At 63.6% G+C, this 16,923-nt stretch carries 21 protein-coding genes and 1 pseudogene; 12 read left to right on the forward strand and 10 right to left on the reverse strand.

Translation table 11 applies throughout. From position 1 onward, the window contains the following. The 3 genes from BLQ49_RS29895 to BLQ49_RS26065 all read left to right on the forward strand — a co-directional run. Window positions 1–247: hypothetical protein (locus BLQ49_RS29895; RefSeq protein WP_167627789.1), on the forward strand; the 247-nt coding region annotated here is incomplete at its 5' end. Between the two features lie 3 nt (window positions 248–250). Continuing rightward, complete coding sequence (locus tag BLQ49_RS26060; RefSeq protein ID WP_091721791.1) at window positions 251–1,102, forward strand: baseplate hub protein; 852 nt, start codon at window positions 251–253, stop codon at window positions 1,100–1,102. Between the two features lie 10 nt (window positions 1,103–1,112). Beyond that, a complete protein-coding gene (locus BLQ49_RS26065) occupies window positions 1,113–3,479 on the forward strand; it encodes a phage tail tip lysozyme (protein ID WP_091721794.1) in 2,367 nt (788 codons plus the stop codon). Window positions 3,480–3,857: 378 nt separating this feature from the next. Here BLQ49_RS26065 and BLQ49_RS26070 read toward each other — a convergent pair whose 3' ends face one another. The 3 genes from BLQ49_RS26070 to BLQ49_RS26080 form a co-directional block, all read right to left on the reverse strand. Further along, window positions 3,858–4,247, reverse strand: coding sequence for a hypothetical protein (locus BLQ49_RS26070; RefSeq protein ID WP_091721797.1), 390 nt, complete (start codon window positions 4,245–4,247; stop codon window positions 3,858–3,860). Next, window positions 4,247–4,537, reverse strand: a complete 291-nt coding sequence (locus tag BLQ49_RS26075; RefSeq protein WP_091721800.1) for a hypothetical protein — start codon at window positions 4,535–4,537, stop codon at window positions 4,247–4,249. The genes BLQ49_RS26070 and BLQ49_RS26075 overlap by 1 nt, the downstream gene beginning before the upstream one ends. Window positions 4,538–4,827: 290 nt before the next feature. Continuing rightward, window positions 4,828–5,250, reverse strand: coding sequence for a hypothetical protein (locus BLQ49_RS26080; protein WP_091721802.1), 423 nt, complete (start codon window positions 5,248–5,250; stop codon window positions 4,828–4,830). 82 nt (window positions 5,251–5,332) lie between these two features. Here BLQ49_RS26080 and BLQ49_RS26085 point away from each other — a divergent pair, with 82 nt between their 5' ends. Continuing rightward, a complete protein-coding gene (locus BLQ49_RS26085; protein WP_091721805.1) occupies window positions 5,333–5,521 on the forward strand; it encodes a hypothetical protein in 189 nt (62 codons plus the stop codon). A 190-nt stretch (window positions 5,522–5,711) separates the two neighbouring features. On the opposite strand, the gene BLQ49_RS26090 is transcribed toward BLQ49_RS26085, so the two are convergent. Both BLQ49_RS26090 and BLQ49_RS26095 read right to left on the reverse strand, forming a co-directional pair. Continuing rightward, window positions 5,712–6,350, reverse strand: a complete 639-nt coding sequence (locus tag BLQ49_RS26090) for a glutathione S-transferase family protein (RefSeq protein WP_091721807.1) — start codon at window positions 6,348–6,350, stop codon at window positions 5,712–5,714. A gap of 78 nt (window positions 6,351–6,428) precedes the next feature. Further along, the gene (locus BLQ49_RS26095) at window positions 6,429–6,827 is read right to left on the reverse strand and encodes a hypothetical protein (RefSeq protein WP_244507768.1); all 399 of its coding nucleotides are present in this window, start codon (window positions 6,825–6,827) and stop codon (window positions 6,429–6,431) included. A gap of 226 nt (window positions 6,828–7,053) precedes the next feature. Here BLQ49_RS26095 and BLQ49_RS26100 point away from each other — a divergent pair, with 226 nt between their 5' ends. Further along, complete coding sequence (locus tag BLQ49_RS26100; RefSeq protein ID WP_091721814.1) at window positions 7,054–8,232, forward strand: zinc-dependent alcohol dehydrogenase; 1,179 nt, start codon at window positions 7,054–7,056, stop codon at window positions 8,230–8,232. Window positions 8,233–8,308: 76 nt separating this feature from the next. Here BLQ49_RS26100 and BLQ49_RS26105 read toward each other — a convergent pair. Both BLQ49_RS26105 and BLQ49_RS26110 read right to left on the reverse strand, forming a co-directional pair. After that, window positions 8,309–9,012, reverse strand: a protein-coding gene (locus tag BLQ49_RS26105; RefSeq protein ID WP_208859119.1) for an IS1 family transposase whose coding sequence is annotated in 2 segments (ribosomal slippage) — window positions 8,309–8,688 and window positions 8,688–9,012 — 705 coding nt in all. Because the reading frame shifts where the segments join, the coding sequence is not laid out codon by codon here. A 266-nt stretch (window positions 9,013–9,278) separates the two neighbouring features. Continuing rightward, window positions 9,279–10,412, reverse strand: coding sequence for an EAL domain-containing protein (locus BLQ49_RS26110; protein ID WP_091721821.1), 1,134 nt, complete (start codon window positions 10,410–10,412; stop codon window positions 9,279–9,281). A gap of 221 nt (window positions 10,413–10,633) precedes the next feature. Between BLQ49_RS26110 and BLQ49_RS26115 the strand changes: the two are divergent. The 5 genes and pseudogenes from BLQ49_RS26115 to BLQ49_RS26135 form a co-directional block, all read left to right on the forward strand. Further along, window positions 10,634–10,978, forward strand: a pseudogene (locus tag BLQ49_RS26115) (hypothetical protein); the annotation flags it as partial. Window positions 10,979–11,225: 247 nt separating this feature from the next. After that, window positions 11,226–11,453, forward strand: coding sequence for a hypothetical protein (locus BLQ49_RS26120; protein WP_091721824.1), 228 nt, complete (start codon window positions 11,226–11,228; stop codon window positions 11,451–11,453). A gap of 250 nt (window positions 11,454–11,703) precedes the next feature. Then, the gene (locus BLQ49_RS26125) at window positions 11,704–11,961 is read left to right on the forward strand and encodes a hypothetical protein (protein WP_091721826.1); all 258 of its coding nucleotides are present in this window, start codon (window positions 11,704–11,706) and stop codon (window positions 11,959–11,961) included. 133 nt (window positions 11,962–12,094) lie between these two features. Continuing rightward, window positions 12,095–12,277: a helix-turn-helix domain-containing protein gene (locus BLQ49_RS26130; RefSeq protein ID WP_143012324.1), complete on the forward strand. Its 183-nt coding sequence runs from the start codon at window positions 12,095–12,097 to the stop codon at window positions 12,275–12,277. A gap of 454 nt (window positions 12,278–12,731) precedes the next feature. After that, window positions 12,732–14,351 carry a methyl-accepting chemotaxis protein gene (locus BLQ49_RS26135; protein ID WP_091721831.1) on the forward strand — a complete coding sequence of 540 codons (1,620 nt, stop codon included), beginning with the start codon at window positions 12,732–12,734 and terminating at the stop codon, window positions 14,349–14,351. 14 nt (window positions 14,352–14,365) lie between these two features. Here the strand turns inward: BLQ49_RS26135 and BLQ49_RS26140 are convergent, their stop codons facing one another. The 3 genes from BLQ49_RS26140 to BLQ49_RS26150 are packed head-to-tail and all read right to left on the reverse strand — an operon-like array spanning window position 14,366 to window position 15,749. Continuing rightward, window positions 14,366–14,824 carry a hypothetical protein gene (locus BLQ49_RS26140; RefSeq protein ID WP_143012325.1) on the reverse strand — a complete coding sequence of 153 codons (459 nt, stop codon included), beginning with the start codon at window positions 14,822–14,824 and terminating at the stop codon, window positions 14,366–14,368. Then, window positions 14,821–15,018, reverse strand: coding sequence for a DUF2934 domain-containing protein (locus BLQ49_RS26145; protein ID WP_091721837.1), 198 nt, complete (start codon window positions 15,016–15,018; stop codon window positions 14,821–14,823). Before BLQ49_RS26145 ends, BLQ49_RS26140 begins: the two co-directional genes overlap by 4 nt. Then, a complete protein-coding gene (locus BLQ49_RS26150; protein ID WP_091721840.1) occupies window positions 15,015–15,749 on the reverse strand; it encodes a sigma-70 family RNA polymerase sigma factor in 735 nt (244 codons plus the stop codon). Before BLQ49_RS26150 ends, BLQ49_RS26145 begins: the two co-directional genes overlap by 4 nt. Window positions 15,750–16,201: 452 nt before the next feature. On the opposite strand from BLQ49_RS26150, the gene BLQ49_RS29260 reads away from it, so the two are divergent. Both BLQ49_RS29260 and BLQ49_RS26155 read left to right on the forward strand, forming a co-directional pair. Beyond that, entirely contained in the window at window positions 16,202–16,390 is a 189-nt protein-coding gene (locus tag BLQ49_RS29260) for a hypothetical protein (protein WP_143012326.1), read from the forward strand. A 254-nt stretch (window positions 16,391–16,644) separates the two neighbouring features. Then, the gene (locus BLQ49_RS26155) at window positions 16,645–16,923 is read left to right on the forward strand and encodes a hypothetical protein (protein WP_091721842.1); all 279 of its coding nucleotides are present in this window, start codon (window positions 16,645–16,647) and stop codon (window positions 16,921–16,923) included.

Here is a 16,923-nt window from a genome sequence, read left to right on the forward strand (position 1 = left end):
CCCGCGCAAGTCTCAGCCGATCGAACAGCACTTCATGTTCACGGATCAGGGCATCGACTGCGCCGACCGCAACAAGAACACTCTGACTAGCTCGTCGTCCGGCTGGAACCTCAATGGCGCGATCATCGACAGCAAGGGCAACATCACGACGCCCGGCAACATGACGGCCGGTCAAGGGACCGGTGATCAGGTTGATCTACAGGGCCACACCCACGGCACCGGCCCGGCGCCCACGGCAGGGACCTAGGCCGTGACGTTCTCGCGCAAATACATTGACGTTTCGATCTCGCTTTCGAACGGTGAATTTCAGGGCGGCGGCAACACCGCGAAGTTGAGTGGCTTGCGCGTTCTCTGTGGAATTGAGAATGCCGGCTCGCCCGACATGGGCAAGGCGACCGTCAGCATCTACGGCCTGCCGCTGACCTTGCTGAACCAGTTGACGCAGATGCCGTACAACTCGGATGCCATCGGCCAGAACACCATCACGATTATGCCCCGCGAAAAGGGTGGTCAGAGCGGCATCGGCTTCAAAGGCACAATCATCCGTTCCTTCGCCGACATCGAGCAGCCGCTGGGCGCGCTACGGGTCGACGCACTGGCTGGCGTCTACGAGGCCGTTGCCGAGGCGAAGCCGACCAGCCGCGCGGGGTCGACCGACGTTGCGCAGCTCATGGGCCAACTCGCCAACATGGCCGGGCTGACGCTGGAGAACAACGACGTTCAATGCAAGGTCATGAACCCGTATCTGCCGAGTTCGGCGCGTCAGCAGATCAAGTCCTTGGCTCGAATGGCCGGGATCAATTGGTACATCGAGAACGGCACGCTCGCGATCTGGCCTAAGAATGGCTCGCGGCAAGGCGCCTCCACTCAGATCAGCCCGCAAACCGGCATGCGAGGCTACCCACGGTTCACGGCCAGCGGCATCGAGGTGACGACGCTTTACAACGCATCGTTCAAGTACGGTGGAAGCGTCGAAGTACAGAGCGACCTCAAGCCGGCCTGCGGCATTTGGTATATTACCAACTCCTACCATGAGCTTGAGAGCGAGACGCCAAGAGGGAAGTGGTTCACGACACTTTCTTGCTCAAAGCTGAAGATTTAAGGACACGCAGATGCCTACGGTTGTGGACGCTTTGATCGTGACCTTGGGCTTGGACCCCAAGGAATTTACGAAGGGCCAGCGCGAGGCGGCCAAGGCGGCGATCCAGGGTCAGAAGGACATAGAGAAGGCCGCGCTCGCTCAGGAGAAAGCGGCGGTCCGGGCGGCGCGCGAGACCGAGAAGGCGGCCAAGCAAGAGGCCAAGGCCCATCGAGACGCACTCAAGCAAATCGAAAAGGACGAGAGGGCGGCAGCTAAGGAGGCTGAGCGGCACGCCAAGGAAGTCGCCCGCGCGCACGACCAGGCGGCGGACTCGCTAAACCGGCTCGGCCGAAACGCCCTAAAACTGTTCGCCATCTTCACCGGGGGCCGCGCGGTCGGCCAGTTCGTAACCGATATCGGCAAGGCCGACGCCGCTATGGGCCGGATGGCTGACCGTCTCGGGATCGCACCCGAACGGATCGCGGCCTTCGACAACGCTGTGAAGCGGGCGGGCGGCACGGCGGGTGAAGGGTCCGCCTCGTTCCAGCAGCTCTCAGATACCCTCAACGAGCTGCGCACTTCGGGCAATGCGTCGGCCCTCGTGCCGTTCGCCCGGTTGCAGGGTATCAGCGGCCAGCAGATCCGGCTCAACGGCAAGCTGGAGGAGTCGTTCGGCGACCTTGCAGAGGCGGCCAAGGGCACGGCCGAGAAGGCGGGGGCCTCTACGGCGAGCTTCCTCCTCAAGCAGGCCGGCTACAGCGAAGCCACCATTAACCTGCTGCTGAAGGGCAGGAAGGCCGTCGAGGAGGCCCTGTCACGGTCGCAGAAGGCCGGGCTCGTGTCCAAGGCTGACTCCGATGCGGCACGCGCCTTGGGCGAGCAGTACGAGGATCTGTCCGACCGGGTGACGGACTTCGGGCGGAAGATCAGCACGGCTCTCACGCCGGTCATTACGGATTTGATGAAGCGCTTCGCCGACTGGCTGGACCTGAACAAGGACTGGCTCAAGGACGACATCGTGGGCGAGGTGACGAAGTTCGCGACCGAGTTGCGCAAGATCCCGTGGGACGATGTCGGCAAGGGCATCAAGGCCTTCATCCAGGGCGCCAACAGCGCCGCGCAGGCGGTCGGCGGCTGGACCCGCGTCGCGGAGATCTTCTTCGGCCTATGGGCAGCCAGCAAGGTCGCCAAGGTACTCGTTGGTATCGCGGCGATCCGGAACGCGCTCGTCATCGGGGACACGTCGCTATTGGCCGCTATGGCCCGCGTGGGCTTGCCAGTGGCGATCGGCGCCGCCGCGATGGGGCATGGGTTCCAGACGCCTGAGGAGGCCTCCAAGGATCCGGACCAGGCGGTACTTCAAAAGGAGGGCATCGACCGCCGCGAGCGGTTCCGGGGCGCCGTCCGACGCGGTTGGAATGGCGTCAAGCGGTTCTTTGGGGGCGGCGAGGCCGAGGCTGATGAGGGTCGCGGCGGCATCCGCACGCGAGCCAATCGCGCCGGCCGGCGCCGTAACGCTGCGATTGATGACGCCGTTGCCAGCGGGGGCGTCGGTGTCGGACGGGGCGCCACGTCTGCAGAAGGACGCGAGAACGTCAAATCGTGGCTCGACTTCTTCCAGCGCGATAAAGACAAGGGTGGCATGGGTCTCCCACTGGGCAAGGCCGAGGCGATGGTCGCTATGATGCAGGGTGAGAGCGGTCCAAATCTTAATCCGCGATCCTACAACCCGAATGACAACGGCGGCCCGAGCGGTGGCACCGCACAGTGGCACGACCGTTTCGGCCGTCGCGAGCGGTTCTCCGGCCTCAAGGCTTTAGCCGACAAAATGGGCAAGCCGTGGACGGATCGAGAGGTGCAACAGGCTTATTGGAAACAGGAGGCCGAGACTTCGCACAAGGCTGTTTTCCAGCGGATCGAACGTGCAACGAGTGACGAACGAGCCCTTGGGGAAGGCGTAGCTGGTTTTGAGGTGCCGGGTGATCCTGCGGGTGAAATCCGAAAGCGGCTCGCCAATCTCCGACGCTTACAGCAAGAGCGAAAGCAGCGTGACCAGGATGTATCTACCATCCAAGCCGGCCCGCGCCGTCCCGAGATTCTAGCCGACCCCTCAGATGAACGCCGGAAGCCGATGGCGTCTCTGATGTACGGCGACACTCCTCCCGCTGCCCGCATCGGTGCTGCGGCTGTTGTGGCTCAGTCTAGCTCAGCGCAGAGAGATCGGTTGGCCTCAATCAGCAACGACAACCGGAACACCAGCACCTCAACGGCCGAGTCCCATTTTCATGGCGATATGATTTTCCAGAACGCCGGAGACAGCCGTGAGATTGCCAGCAATTTGAGAGATCGTCTGAAGGAAAGGCAGTTCGTACAGGCGGCGAACTACGGCCAAGGCTAGTCGTCACCGCGCATCGAGTTTTGCGTGCATCTGTGCCAACGATATTGCGCCGTGCTTTGACTCTTAAGGCCGTAGCAGAAGCCGCGCTCGACTAACCGACCAGCAATAAAATCACGCTTCTGACACGCTATCTTCGTCTCAAAACCCTCTGGGTCGGTGCTCCCCTGGCAGGCGCCATTAGCCTCGCCCCATGATCGTTGCAGATTTGGGGTGGAGGGCGATACGGCGGCCTGCGCCATCGTGGCGGTTGTGAAGATCACGACGGCGAGGGCGTAGCGCATTCTACCAAAATGGGCGCAGGAAGCGCGGCTGTCGAGATGCATCATGGATCGCCCTTACGCCGCCGTTGGGTGGGTGTCTCGGTTCGTAGGCCCGCGCCTAGTCCTGATCCGATTCCGGAAACGTCAGGGTCGTCGGACCCCCGACAGCCTTGAACTTCACCGTGTAGGTGTAGATCAGGCCGTTGATTTTTTTCGTCAGGTACGATTGGGCGTAGTTCGCATCGGAGGGTCGAAAATCTGTACCTGCCTCCCGCTTGATGTCGACGATCGCGGCCTCGACGACCTCCTCCACGATGTCGCCGCAGATCCCCAGCGCCGCCTTGCTTAAGATGTCGGCGCTGTCGCCCGATGGAAGAAACTGCTTGAGGTTCGTGTCTAGGCACCCCTTGAGCTGACGAAGCTTGCTGTCGGCCAGCGTGTCCGCTCTTGCGGTAACACCCGTACAGACGGGCAGGGCAGCGGCGAGGGCAAAGAAGGCGTAGCGCATCAGGTGTTCCCTGGCCCGTCCCGAGCAATGCGAGTCTGAACTTTCGCAAGAGCAGCTAGGATCCGATCTTCTCCTAGAGGGAGATCGCCGCGGATCTGGTCGACGCCGCTCGCCAGCCGGGCGCTGTCGTCGCGCATCCGGTTCCAGTGCTTCTCTAGGCGCATAAGCATTTCGCAGGCGAGGCCTTCGGCTTGCTGCTCTCGCCTCACCATCTCGGCCACCTCGGCACGCATGCTGACGATCTCTCGGAGGAGAGAGCCGGCATCGGGTGCGGGTGCGTCGGCGACCATGGGGTATCCAATACCCGTGCGGGCTTCCGGTTCAAAGGCTGGCGCGGATGGTTGCCCAAGCGGCATCGCGGCGCCTCTGTCACAACCCTTCGTTAACCAGCCTTGACCACCGACGTGCAACCTTTACGTGGGATTGTACGGAACGGCGCGCGACACGGTGAAAGCTCGCAAGGGCTGAGATCTGCCGGCCGTAGGACGATGGACGCTTTACCGCCCCATCGGTTCGCAATGTGGGGTTACCTGGCAGGCCCCACCGCGCTGGGCTTGGCGGGCGGCTTACGGGCCGCCCGTCACAGCCGCCGATCCGCTCTCCGCAGAACCAACGGGCTGTTGAGGTAGCGCAGCATCGGCTTCGCATTGATCCGGTAGAATGCCGTCAGCCACATGTCGCAGCGCGTGCCCGACAGCTTCACGACGGCTCTGAAAGTCCGGTTCGTCCGCGCGAACGTGTAGATGGTTCCTATCGACATCGAAGGCGGATCTTCGGCAACCAGGGTGCCGTGAGCCAGGATCTCCGGCGTCCACGTCAGATCGAAATAGTCGATGTCCGCATGCCGTGCCCTGATCTTCACCAGCGACTCTCGTGACAGGTAGACGTTGTGCAGCCTCGCGCCGAGGTGCGCGCGCCCTTCCTCCGGCATCTGACCGACGACGACCGAAGCGTCCGGCGGCGACATGAGCAGGGCGTGGATTTGGTAGGCTTCTGCTGGCACCCCTATGATTGATCAGGGCGCGTGGAGCGAGTCAATTGCACTCAGGTTGCCCGGCTCTGTGAGCGCCGCTACAGCCTCCCCGATGTCCGACAAGCTCAACGCCCTCCTCGAACGTCGGAAGGCGCACCAGCGCACGCTCATCATCGCGATGGCCGAGCATGATGGACTGCCGGCCGGGAGTGCTCTGCGCCAGGTCGCCGAGTTGGAGAACGTCATCGCGGCCGTTGAGGCGGTGGTGGGTGAAGAGGCCGAACGGGCGCGGCGTCAGTGATCCCGAAGGAATGCACATAACTATGCGGATCTCCGCCTCAATCGCCGCGCGCCTGCTAAGCTACCAACTCCATCTTACCCGTTGAGCCAGGTTACGTATCGGCCCGGCCTGGGCGTCATTGAGCGTTCCTCCAACCTCATGGTCAGAGTGGCGCGGCTTCGACTTAGAAACCTAGGCATAGGCCGAAGCCTTACACCTCCCCCCAGATCTGGCGTACCCGAGCCACTGTAGGCCGTGCAGCCATTCGTTCGAAATGTGCCGCGAGGTTTGGAGGGAGCGGGATGTCTTGCTGCGGCGCCCAGCGCTCTGCGTAAAACAGCGCGGTATCGCCGATCGTGAAGGCATCGCCTGCCACGTAGGCGCGGTCTGCCATCTGCCGATCGAGGATCGTCAGAGCCTGATCGATGATCTCGCGGCCCTGCTCCTTCACCGAGCCTTGGCCGAGCTTGAGCGTCTGGTGCAGCATGTCCTGCGGCTCGTAGTTCTCCGTCTTGAAGATCCGACCGAACCCTTGCAGGTGCAGGGTGCCGATCGCGTAGTCCATGATCTCGAAGCCCCACCGCTCGGCTTCAGGATCTGCCGGGATCAGCCTCTTGTCTGGGTTTGTGCGGGCGAGCCACGTGGCGATGGCGCCGTACTCGGTCATGACCGTCCCATTATCTCCCACGAGGGTCGGCACCTTGCCCTTGGGATTGATCGACTTGAACGGCTCCTGCTGCGTAGCGCCGCCGGCTACGTCCATCTTCACGCTTTCGTAGGGCCTGCCGATCTCCTCCAGCAGGATGTGAATGCCGATCGCACAAGTATGCGGTCCCCAGTAGAACTTCATCGACTGTCTCCAACCTCGAAGGGCGGTAGTGCGCGGAAGCTCGAAATGGCCCGTCGCGCCTGAGCGGAAGTATGCGCCCTATTTTGAGGGCTCGGCGGAATTGGTGCCCGATGGTGACGCCGTGCGGTTCGGCAATGGGGCTTGAGGATCGTGCGCGGAGTCACCGGTCGGGTTCGCAGCCGGAACCGGCCGATCCTTGTTTTCTGCGGTCGAGTGGCCGCCGGGGTTCGGCGCATCCTTGGCGGCCGACTCCTCCCGAGGCACCGGCGCTTGGCTCCAGCCATCCTGCGCGCTGCGATCCTTGTCGCCCATCGCGTCGACCCCCTTGATCTCACCGGGCTTGGTCTGAGCCTGCACGGGTGCGGCAAGCGCTACAGAGGCAAGCAGGGCGACGGCCATGCTCAGGGAGAGAGAAACACGGACCATCGACTGTCTCGGTGGGCGGTAGGGGGATCCACGAGAAACCAGCTTCGCCATCGGCATGTTCCAGCTTCATGGAACACCCTTCCACAGCCAGATCGCTCAGCCGACACTCAAAACTCGAGAAGGCGCTGAGGTGGCGAGTGGCTGAGCCGATGTCGGGCTTTCCGCTCTCAACGGAGCGCTTCGTCAGCACGGCAGCGGGAAAGAGGCCGATGCCCGGGAACAGCACAACGTACGGATGGATATCCCTGCAGGTTTGACCTGCGGGAGAACGGGTTCGATGAAAGCGCTGACATGGCAGAGCCGAGGCAAGATCACCTGCGAGACCGTTCCTGATCCGAAGATTGAGCACGGGCGCGACGTCATCATCAAGGTCACTGCCTGCGCGATCTGCGGCTCCGATCTCCACCTCATGGGTGGGTTCATGCCGACCATGGAGTGCGGCGACGTCCTCGGTCACGAGACCATGGGCGAGGTCATCGAGGTCGGGCGGGACAACCAGAAGCTCAAGGTCGGCGATCGCATCGTGGTGCCGTTCACGATCTGCTGCGGCGAATGCCGGCAGTGCAAGTGGGGCAACTGGAGCTGCTGCGAGCGCACCAACCCGAACGGCAAGATGCAGGCGGAGACCTACGGCTACCCGCTCGCGGGTCTATTCGGCTTCTCGCACATCACCGGTGGTTTTGCCGGCGGCCAAGCCGAGTACCTGCGCGTGCCCTACGCCGACGTCGGTCCCATCGTCGTGCCAGAGGGCCTCACCGACGAACAGGTGCTGTTCCTCAGCGACATCTTTCCGACCGCCTACCAAGCGGCCGAGCACTGTGACATTGGCCCGGAGGACACGGTCGCGATCTGGGGTTGCGGCCCGGTCGGCGTGCTCGCCGTGAAGTGCTGCTACCTGCTCGGGGCCAAACGCGTCATCGCCATCGACAGCGTGCCCGAGCGCTTGGCGCTGGCCCGGGAGGCTGGTGCGGAAACGATCGACCTCTCCCACCAGAACGTACAGGACACGCTGATGGAGATGACCCATGGCCTCGGGCCAGACTCGGTCATCGAGGCGGTCGGGATGGAGTCCCACGGGGCGGACACCACGCTTCAGAAGGTGTCCTCCGCCATCATGGAGCACACCGTCAGCCTGGAGCGGCCGTTCGCGCTGAACCAAGCGATCCTGGCCTGTCGCCCCGGCGGCAACGTCTCAATGCCGGGCGTATTCGCCGGGCCGGTCGGACCGGTGGCTCTCGGCGTTCTGATGAACAAGGGACTGACCCTGAAGACAGGCCAGACGCACATGGTCCGGTACATGAAGCCGCTGATGGAGCGTATCCAGAAGGGTGAGATTGACCCGTCCTTCATCATCAGCCACCGGTCCACGAACTTGGAGGACGGCCCAGCGCTGTACGACATGTTCCGAGACAAGACCGACAACTGCACCAAGGTCGTGTTCAAGCCACACGGTTGATATTGAGCCCGAGCCGCCCCTTGTAATCAGGAGAGGGGCGGCTACCGAGCTACCGCGCGTGCCGACGTCGAGGGTTTTAGGCGAGCATAGATAAAAGGTCGCTGATCCTGCTGTTCCCGGCGAAGCGGGCAAACAGGGCGAGGCTGACGTCCACCATGCGCTTGGTTTTCGAGACCACGATGGAGCGGCGTCGGAAGCGGGCCAGCCAATGCCGCTGCCGGGCGTTGTCCCGCTCAATGCCGTGGGTCTCGTCCTTGCCGGTATAGTGCTGCCCGAGCGGCAGGAGCACGGTGTAGGCAGCGTAATCGTCGGTGCAGTAGAGCCGGGTGCGCCAGCATGTGAGACGCGCGATCAGGCGCTCGCACGTGGCCTTGTCACGACCGCCGCACTCCCAGTCCACCAACTGCCCTGAAGCACGATCCCAAGCCTTCCAGATCCAGAGCGGCTCGGACTTTTTTTCAGGTAGTGCCACATCTCATCAAGCTCGATCACCACAGCCCGGCCTTCCGGCTCGGGCTTCTGCGCGTAGGCGGCGGCGAACTGCTCCAGCCAGGCCTGGATCGTGGGTGTCGAGACACCCAGCAGCTTGGCGGTGCGGTTCATCGACAAGCCGCTGACATACAGCAGGACCGCGGTGGCTTTCATCGCCAGCGGCTTGCCGCGAGCGGGCGTGTCGGTGAAGTTCAGCCCACAGGCCTTGCACCGATACCGCTGCTTGGAGCGCATCAGCCCGTTCTTGACCTGCTCCTCACTCCCACAGCGCTTGCACCGCAGCCCCATAACCCACCTCCTGCCAAATTCGCTCGGCGAGGAAGGTGGGTCATCTATGCAGTCCTAAAACCCTCCCGACGTCAGCCTCTCTGCGCACGACGTCAGCCCGAATTGGGCGCACAGGGCAAGGCACAAGCCCTGATCGCAAAAGCTGCCAGAGAAGGCACCCCGAGCGTCCCTGTCAGCCGCTGATAAGGAGTAACGGGGGAGTAATGGGGTCAGGGGTCAGCCGCTGATCGAGAACGGCGTTGCCCGAACCGTTGTGACGCTCTGGCTTATGCGGCGACGGCGTCGCAGCGGAAACGTTGCGAGGGATCCGCCAGTGCCCGTTCCATCTCCTGCCGAAAACCCTCGGCTCCATCGTGCCAGCCGGCCGGGTCAGCCTCGTACAACGCCATGACCTCGTGAAAGCGCTTGTGTGCGCATCCAAACGCGGTGTCGTGCATGTCGTGCTTGTCGAAGAACACCCCGATGCTGCAGGCATGCGGATCCTTCGATGCATCCTTCCAAGCCACCGGTAGGGGCTGACCCATCAGGGTCCGACACGCCTCCACCACGCGCAGGTGGCCTGCATAGGCGCCCAGCATCGACGTCGGCGTCCGGTCCATCTCCATGCCCACCGTCGGCCGTGCCGCTATCCATGATGCGACGGACGCTCCAGGCATCGGCCGTGCGATCCCGTAGCCTTGCCCGAGATCGACCCCGAGCACGCGCAAGGCGTCGCGGATCTCAGCCGTCTCCACGCCCTCGACGATAAGCCGCTTGCCGATGCTGTGAGCTAGGCTTTGTAGACTGAGCACGAAGTGTAGGTCCCGGGGCTGCTGTCGGAGCCCTCGCGCAAACGACTGGTCGAGCTTCATGATGTCGACGGGCAGGTCGCGTAGATTAATCAGGGACGAGTAGGCGCTGCCGATATCGTCGAGTGCGATGCGGATGCCGAGCGCACGGATGGCCTGCAGGCGCTCTGACATTCGAGCATAATCCGGGGTTGCGTGGCCTTCCAACAGCTCCAGCACCACTGCGCCGTGCGGACTGAAGGCGTGCTGATCGAGTACGTCGCGCAGAAGATCGACGAACCCATCCGCGAGCACCAGCGGCACCTCGACGTTGACGCTGACGTAGGGACCTGGACCATCACCCGCCAAGCTCTGCCGCAGCGAGACCGCTTGCCCGAGCATCGTGCGAAACAGTTCGGTGACGGCGTCCTGTGGCAGGCTGGACAGGAAGTCCGCCGGCGGAAGGAGCTGGTTGCCGCGCATGAGCCGCGCGAGCGCCTCGTAGCCGACGATTTCGCCTGTGCGCAGATCTTCGATCGGCTGAAAGGCAGCCTGAACGTTAGCATTCAACTGGTTTGGCTTGAGATCACTCCGGTTAAGTGGCTTGCAGACCCGACGTGGGCGCTTGATCATCAACTTTCCTAGTTGAAGGCGAGCTAACCGGGATTGAGTACGACCCAGAATTGCAGTCTGATCCAAGTTAGATTTATCAGTCGTTAACGGCTGCGACAAAGCAGCACATATTTATTAGGCCTGCTCGACCTGCCGAACGCCGACAGAGCTTTTTCCGCATAGCTCGGACCGCTGTTTTCTGGCCTCGGTCGCTAGACCTGAAATGATCAATGGCCGGGCAAAGGGGCTGCTGCGAAGGCTGCGGGCGGCCGCACGGGCGGATGGTCTACCACCTCGGCGACGGTCGCTGGTGGGATGCGGATGCCGGTCGGTGGGGCGACGGCTGGGGCCGTCGGATCCGGATCGTGGCAGAGGCCGACATCCTCAGGCGGGTGCGCCGGACCCGGGTGGTTCTGGCCGCCGCCCATCGAGACCACGACACCTCGAACAACGCGGACGCCAACCTCGCGGCCTTCTGCCAGCGGTGCCACATGATCCACGACCGGCCGGAGCACCAGCGGCGTCGGTGGCGCACCCTGTTCCGGCGGAAGGCGCTCGGCGACCTGTTCGGCGGGCCCTACGCGTAGAGCGTCTCCAACCGCCTACTGACCGCCGTGGCGGCAGAGTAAACGAACGGTTCACCAACTCAGCGCAATTGCTCGGATCGCCTTGATCCCACCGCGATGTGACGACGTTCTACCGGCACACCCACCGGAGATACGCAGCCATGCTGATCCTCAATCCGCTCACCGGACAGATGGTCGAAGTGCGTGTTCCCCGACCGGGACCGAGGACCGCCTGATCAACAGCCGCCCTTCACGCGCGACCAAAGCCATGACCCTTTCCGACCTCAACAAGCCCGCCGAACTCACCGTGTGGCCCGGCCATGCCCCGGCCCATGTCGCTGACGCTCGTAGCTTCTCGACCCTGCGCGCGGCGCTGGTCGCAGCAGCCGAGGCGATCGACATGGAGGGTGCAAAACCATGGATCATCACCGAGGCCGGCGACATCCTGGCGCCCAACTGGATCCGCGCCAACATCGGTACGTCCCGTCTGCAATAGGGGGTCGTGGGTCGGTACTTGCGGTGTACAACTCCCCCGCCGTGCCCACACTTAAGCAACTGCTCAGCCAAGGCCTTGCTCGCCGCGCGGCATGACTGCTGCTAGATCGCATCTTGGCTTCGGTCCGCCGTGACAAACTCCGGGTGAAGCCAGGAGCCCGCCCGGTTGCCCCCAACGGGCGGGCTCTTTCACGCCTTACCGTGTCGATCGCGCGCTGGTGACAGCCGCTTCCTCATGGCACCCACCGGCCATGGCGATTTTCGACAAGGCCACCTGCGAGGTGCGGATCGACGGTGCGTGGCGGCTTATGCCGCTGATCGAGGCACATACCCAACATCGTGCCGCCGATAAGCGATGCCCGGCCTGTCACGGGCGGGTGCACACGCAGGGATCCTACGCAGCGCAAGGGACCGTCGCCATGGCGCACCGGCGCACCCACGACGGCTGCCCGAGGTTGCCGCGGTACTTCACCGGGGAGCCGAAGCCGCACCCGCAGGCCCTGGACTAAAGCCCACCACCCGCGCGGGTCCTATACGCGGATCCTCGGAAAATCTTGCAGCTGTGAAACTTCGCGCGGGGCGGTTCCGTACCGCTCGGCCATGAGTGCTCAACACGACAAACCCACGTCCCAGGCTTCCGCCTTGGCCGTGCAAGCCCATGCTGCCCGCATCCGGAGTGCCTTTTCGATCGAGACCCTGGCGGCGCTGGCCCAGGTAGATCCCGAAACGATCACGGCATTGGAGAAGGGCGACACCATCAAGGATGTGGCTGCATGGGATCGGGTTTTGGACGTGCTCGGTCTACGTTCTGACAGCCACCGCTAACTTGCAGGCCATGGGCCGGCGCTCGCGGTGCCCAGTTCCCCCGCCGCACCGACCCTCACATGACCGCCCGGCCAAGGCTTCACGGGCGAGACCCAGGGAACTAGCCTGGGAACACTTGTCGTCACGTGCTCGCCCGCTGCACGCCTTGTGGTGTCGCGAACGCCTCGGGCGCGCGAGCGGGAAGAGGCGGGGCTTTAGCATGGGTTTCAATCCAAGCCATCGTGCCTGCGAACCCCGCACCCTCGGTTGGCACTGAGTAACGTAGGCTGAAGCGTCGGAACTGCTCCGGCAAAGCCGATAGCCGCGCTTGCGCGAGAACGTCGATAGCGTGGTTCGACGAGCAGGAGAGCGCGGTACTGCTCGCTCCAATTCGCCTTGAGCGCTATGGGCGAGGCTATCATCGCTGCGGCAGTCGCACGATGCTGTCCACGGATCTGTCCGGGAAGAGCTGACTATGCCGAACACGTTTGGCCTGAACCGCACGCTGGGCGGTGCCATCGGCGTCATCGCGCTGGTGTCGGTCCTCAGCAGCGGCGCAGTTTTGGCAACGCTCAATCGACTGCACGAAGCGACCGAAGAACGCCGCCAGGTGACACTGGTGATCCGCGGGCTGGATGCATTCCGGGCCGCTATGCTCAACCAAGAGACCGGGCTGCGGGGCTACCTGCTCACTGGGCGAGAGAGCAGCTTAGAACCCTACCGCGCGGGGCGTTCTGCTCTGGACGAGACGATCGACCGTCTCGGAACCTTGATCGGCAACGATACCGTGTCGGCACGCTTGCTCGTTGATGCGGTGGCAGCCGCCCGTACATGGCAAGCTGACGTAGGTGAGGCTGCCCTACGCAGCGCAGCCGACCCAGCGACACGCCCTGCCGCAGTCCGGATCGAGGCTGAGGGAAACGGCAAGCAGCTCTTTGATGCCCTGCGGGAGAAGCTCGCGACCATCGAAGCACTCAATGAGAAAGCTCGCGTGGCACTGAATGAGCGGGTCGCGTTGGCTGAGCGCAACGCGAGTATCGCCTTGTGGGGCGGCACTCTGATCACGCTCCTGATCTGTCTCGCGATTGGGATCGCCATCAACCGTCTGATCGTCCGGCCGCTGGTGCGCGTGATGAGCTTCGTCGAGCATATCGGGACGGGCGACCTCTCGCATACGCTCGGTGAAGGTGGGCACAACGAAATCGGCCGTCTGGGTCGAAGCCTGAACGCGATGGTGGCTGGGCTCTCGGACCTCGCCAGGACCAACCGGGCCGCCACCGCCGACCTCAACGCCGCCGCGGCCGAGATCCGCGCCTCGGCCCAGGAACAGGCAGCCTCCGTCGAGCAGCAATTCGCCGCCGTGCAGGAGACCGCCGCCACTATGGATCAGATTACCCAGTCAGGCGCGCAGACGGCCAAGCGCGCCACCGAGGTGATCGCCACCGCCCAGGCGACCGCCCAAACCTCCCGCCAGGGCCTGCGTGCGGTCTCCGACACCGCCAAGGCCATGGACGCGATCCGCGAGCAGGCCGAGGCCGTGGCCGGCAACATCGTCAGCCTGTCGGAGAAGACCCAGACGATCGGCGACATCATCGAGACGGTCAACGATATCTCGGAGCGCACCCACCTGCTCGCGCTCAACGCCGCCATCGAGGCGGCCGCGGCGGGCGAGAGCGGACGCAGCTTCTCGGTGGTCGCTTCGGAGATGAAGCTGCTCGCCGATCAAGCCAAGGCCGCCACCGTACAGGTGCGCGGGATCCTCGGGGAGATCCAGCGGGGCATCAACACCTCGGTGATGCTGACCGAGGAGGCGGTCAAGCGCGCGGCGGCCGGCAAGACCCGCTCGGACACGACGCAGCGTACCATCGAGGAGATCACCGCCCGGGTGGAGGAGGGCGCACAGGTGTTCCAGCAGATCATCGCCTCGACGAACCAGCAGCAGATGGGCATCGAGCAGGTGATGGGCGCGCTGCAGAACATCCGGCAGGCGAGCCAGCAGACGGCGGCCGGCACCCGGCAGGTCGAGACCGCCTCGGCCAACCTGACGGAGCTGGCCCAGGCGCTCATGGCCCTCGCCGAACGCTACCGGCACTAGGCATCGGCCAAGGTCTATTCCGGTGCCCCGGGCTGGGTCAGTCCCGATTGAGCGATCTCCGCGAGGAAGACCTGTGCACGCGCGATGAATACGTCGATCTGCACGATGCCATAGTTGATCGCCGTGATGAGGTTCACGTTGGCGTCGTCGATCTGAGGATCGCCGGTCGCTTCGCGGCTACGCACATCCGCGAGTACCACCGTCATCTGATCGCGCTGCGCTCGCATGTCGGCGAGGATGACCTCACCCCGCGCCGCTTGCAGACTCGTCGCCCGGCCACTAGCCAGCAGCTGCACCGCAGCGACATCGACCCGGTCGAGCGAAGTACGCTTCTCGCCTCTTCTGCGTAGCGGGACGATGCCTTCGCTCATGATCCTGCGTCCGTAGGTGGCCGATCCCGGATAAGCGGACGTCGTCTCGGCACCGCGAGTACGTGCCCGGAGCGCGACACCGTCAATGGTGATGGCCATCATGCCATCTCGACTTGCCTTCCCGTCTGCGCCACCCGCCGCTCAGCCTTCAGCTCACGCTCGGCCATGACCCAGAAGTGCAGATCGTAGCCCACGGGCCGGTGGTTCCGGTCCCACAGATCGTAGGCGCGCTCCCGGATCTCAGCGTGCGAGATCGTGGGCTCTACCGGACACGCAGCGCACGGATCCTGACTCACCTGCCGACCTCGCTTGATCCGCCGAGCGCCGAAAGCATCACCCCGTCACTTCCGATCTCGGTAGCCGGATAGCCGAGCGCCCGTGCGAGCTGATCCCGGGCGCGCCAGACGCGGCTCTTCACGGTCCCGACTTGGCAGCCCATGACCACAGCGGCTTCATCGTAGCTCAGATCTTTGATCGTCACGAGCACCAGCGCCTCCCGCATCACCGGCGCGAGCCGGTCGAGGGCGGTGCGCACGTCCTGAAGGTCGAGGCGCCCGGCCTGGTCGGGCGGGATGGCGAGCCGGGCAGTGTAGCTGCCGTCCTCATCCTCAACCTTTCGATGCTTTCTACGCCCCGAGTAGAAGGCGTTGCGCAAGATCGTGAAGGTCCAAGCCTCGAAGTTCGTACCGGGCTGGAAACTAGATTGATTTCTCCAGGCTCGTAGGAGTGTATCCTGCACGAGGTCGTCGGCTGCCGTGACGTCGTGTGCGAGCGAGATGGCGAACCTTCGCAGGCTCGGCGCTACGGTGAGGAACTGCCGTTGAAACTCAGCCTCATCGCGGCTGCGTGCTTCGCCAAACGCGATGTCGAGTTTGGCCAGCAGGTCGGCGAAGTGCCCCGCAGCATCCAGCTCGGCATCCTCCTGCGCGTAGGCAGTGGCGAGCAGGTTCCCGAGACGTTTCCAGATCTGGTCGGAGAGCACGGCCCGGGATGCGTGTGAGGGATCCTCGACCGGTTCCGTACTCATCGTTGGAGCCAATAAGGAACGTGCGTCATCAGCTATCGCGGTTCGTTCGATAAATCGTCCGCCTGCATACCCTCACCGCATAGCTTGGTCAGTGCGACCAACCGCGCGAATTCTCAAACGGTCTGATCAGTTGAGGTCGCCCGCTGCCCTTCGCCAGCCAATTTCAGAACATCCACCCCAAGCCTACAACGGCATGGGGCAGATCCAGGGCGGCGGCGTGCCGGATGGGGTATATGGCAAGGGGGCATGAACGACGTCGTACAGCGCAGCGGCGCGCAGATGCGGCGGGCGGATTGAGGCTCACGGAACCGCCTCCCCGCTCGCGTGTCTACCTAGTACCCCAAGCGTAGAGACACCTATGCCCGCCCGGCCCAGTGCCGCGGCGGGTTTTTCGTCTTGCCTAGAATAGGAATGCAACTTTGACACGTTTTACAGTCTCATATGCAGCAGGCATGAGCGAGATAACGACAAAACATCAAACCAGCAGATCTGCTTTTGAAGAAGCGCGCGAGTACATCCGCAAAGGCTATCATGATGTGACGTTGATGGATTTTGGGACGGGTGTCCGCAGCAGTGAGAGAGAAATCCGGACCAGACTTGACCGTGTTGATGAGTTTTACCGCGACAGCTGGGTGAAATGAGGCTTAGGCGCCGTAGCATTTAACGGGAGGCTAGGCGCACCAACCATTCTTGTGGCGTCCCGAACTGAGGACAGCAGACAGTGAAGGTGGAGTGGCGCGAAAGACACTCAAACGCATGTTGCTATTCGTGTCCGGCGTGCGCGGGCACACACCGAAGCAACGTCGGCGACTTGATGCAGGATCGATCGCGCGCAATCCGAGTTGCCAGACGCTTCAGGAGTTTCCTGCCGCACCAATCCCGACAGGAGATCGACATGACCAAAATTACCCTCGCCACCGCGCTCGTCACGGCTCTGGCGACCCCGGCATTTGCCCAGGCCGTCATCGAGACCCCAACCAGCACCACCGTGATCGTGCCACCTGGTGCGCCCGGCGTCGTCACCCGTCAGCCTGGGTCGACCGGTGCAGAAGCAGCCGGCACGTACTCGCCAACCGGCCGGGCTGCGGATGGCGTCGCCACCGACTCCGCCGCTGCCGGCAACGAGGGCCAGCCCTCGCGTCTCGGCTCGACCGGCAGCGGCGGCGGTAAATGA

Origin of the sequence: Methylobacterium phyllostachyos (assembly GCF_900103445.1) — a bacterium.
Lineage (GTDB): Bacteria > Pseudomonadota > Alphaproteobacteria > Rhizobiales > Beijerinckiaceae > Methylobacterium > Methylobacterium phyllostachyos.

Coding starts and splice junctions, on each gene's coding strand:
- BLQ49_RS26125 (WP_091721826.1), top strand. CDS start 11,704: ATGGCGATTTTCGACAAGGCCACCTGCGAGGTGCGGATCGACGGTGCG.
- BLQ49_RS26110 (WP_091721821.1), bottom strand. CDS start 10,412: ATGATCAAGCGCCCACGTCGGGTCTGCAAGCCACTTAACCGGAGTGAT.
- BLQ49_RS26135 (WP_091721831.1), top strand. CDS start 12,732: ATGCCGAACACGTTTGGCCTGAACCGCACGCTGGGCGGTGCCATCGGC.
- BLQ49_RS26140 (WP_143012325.1), bottom strand. CDS start 14,824: ATGATGGCCATCACCATTGACGGTGTCGCGCTCCGGGCACGTACTCGC.
- BLQ49_RS26150 (WP_091721840.1), bottom strand. CDS start 15,749: ATGAGTACGGAACCGGTCGAGGATCCCTCACACGCATCCCGGGCCGTG.
- BLQ49_RS26070 (WP_091721797.1), bottom strand. CDS start 4,247: ATGCGCTACGCCTTCTTTGCCCTCGCCGCTGCCCTGCCCGTCTGTACG.
- BLQ49_RS26085 (WP_091721805.1), top strand. CDS start 5,333: ATGTCCGACAAGCTCAACGCCCTCCTCGAACGTCGGAAGGCGCACCAG.
- BLQ49_RS26075 (WP_091721800.1), bottom strand. CDS start 4,537: ATGGTCGCCGACGCACCCGCACCCGATGCCGGCTCTCTCCTCCGAGAG.
- BLQ49_RS26120 (WP_091721824.1), top strand. CDS start 11,226: ATGACCCTTTCCGACCTCAACAAGCCCGCCGAACTCACCGTGTGGCCC.
- BLQ49_RS26095 (WP_244507768.1), bottom strand. CDS start 6,827: ATGGCGAAGCTGGTTTCTCGTGGATCCCCCTACCGCCCACCGAGACAG.
- BLQ49_RS29260 (WP_143012326.1), top strand. CDS start 16,202: ATGAGCGAGATAACGACAAAACATCAAACCAGCAGATCTGCTTTTGAA.
- BLQ49_RS26065 (WP_091721794.1), top strand. CDS start 1,113: ATGCCTACGGTTGTGGACGCTTTGATCGTGACCTTGGGCTTGGACCCC.
- BLQ49_RS26155 (WP_091721842.1), top strand. CDS start 16,645: ATGACCAAAATTACCCTCGCCACCGCGCTCGTCACGGCTCTGGCGACC.
- BLQ49_RS26090 (WP_091721807.1), bottom strand. CDS start 6,350: ATGAAGTTCTACTGGGGACCGCATACTTGTGCGATCGGCATTCACATC.
- BLQ49_RS26100 (WP_091721814.1), top strand. CDS start 7,054: ATGAAAGCGCTGACATGGCAGAGCCGAGGCAAGATCACCTGCGAGACC.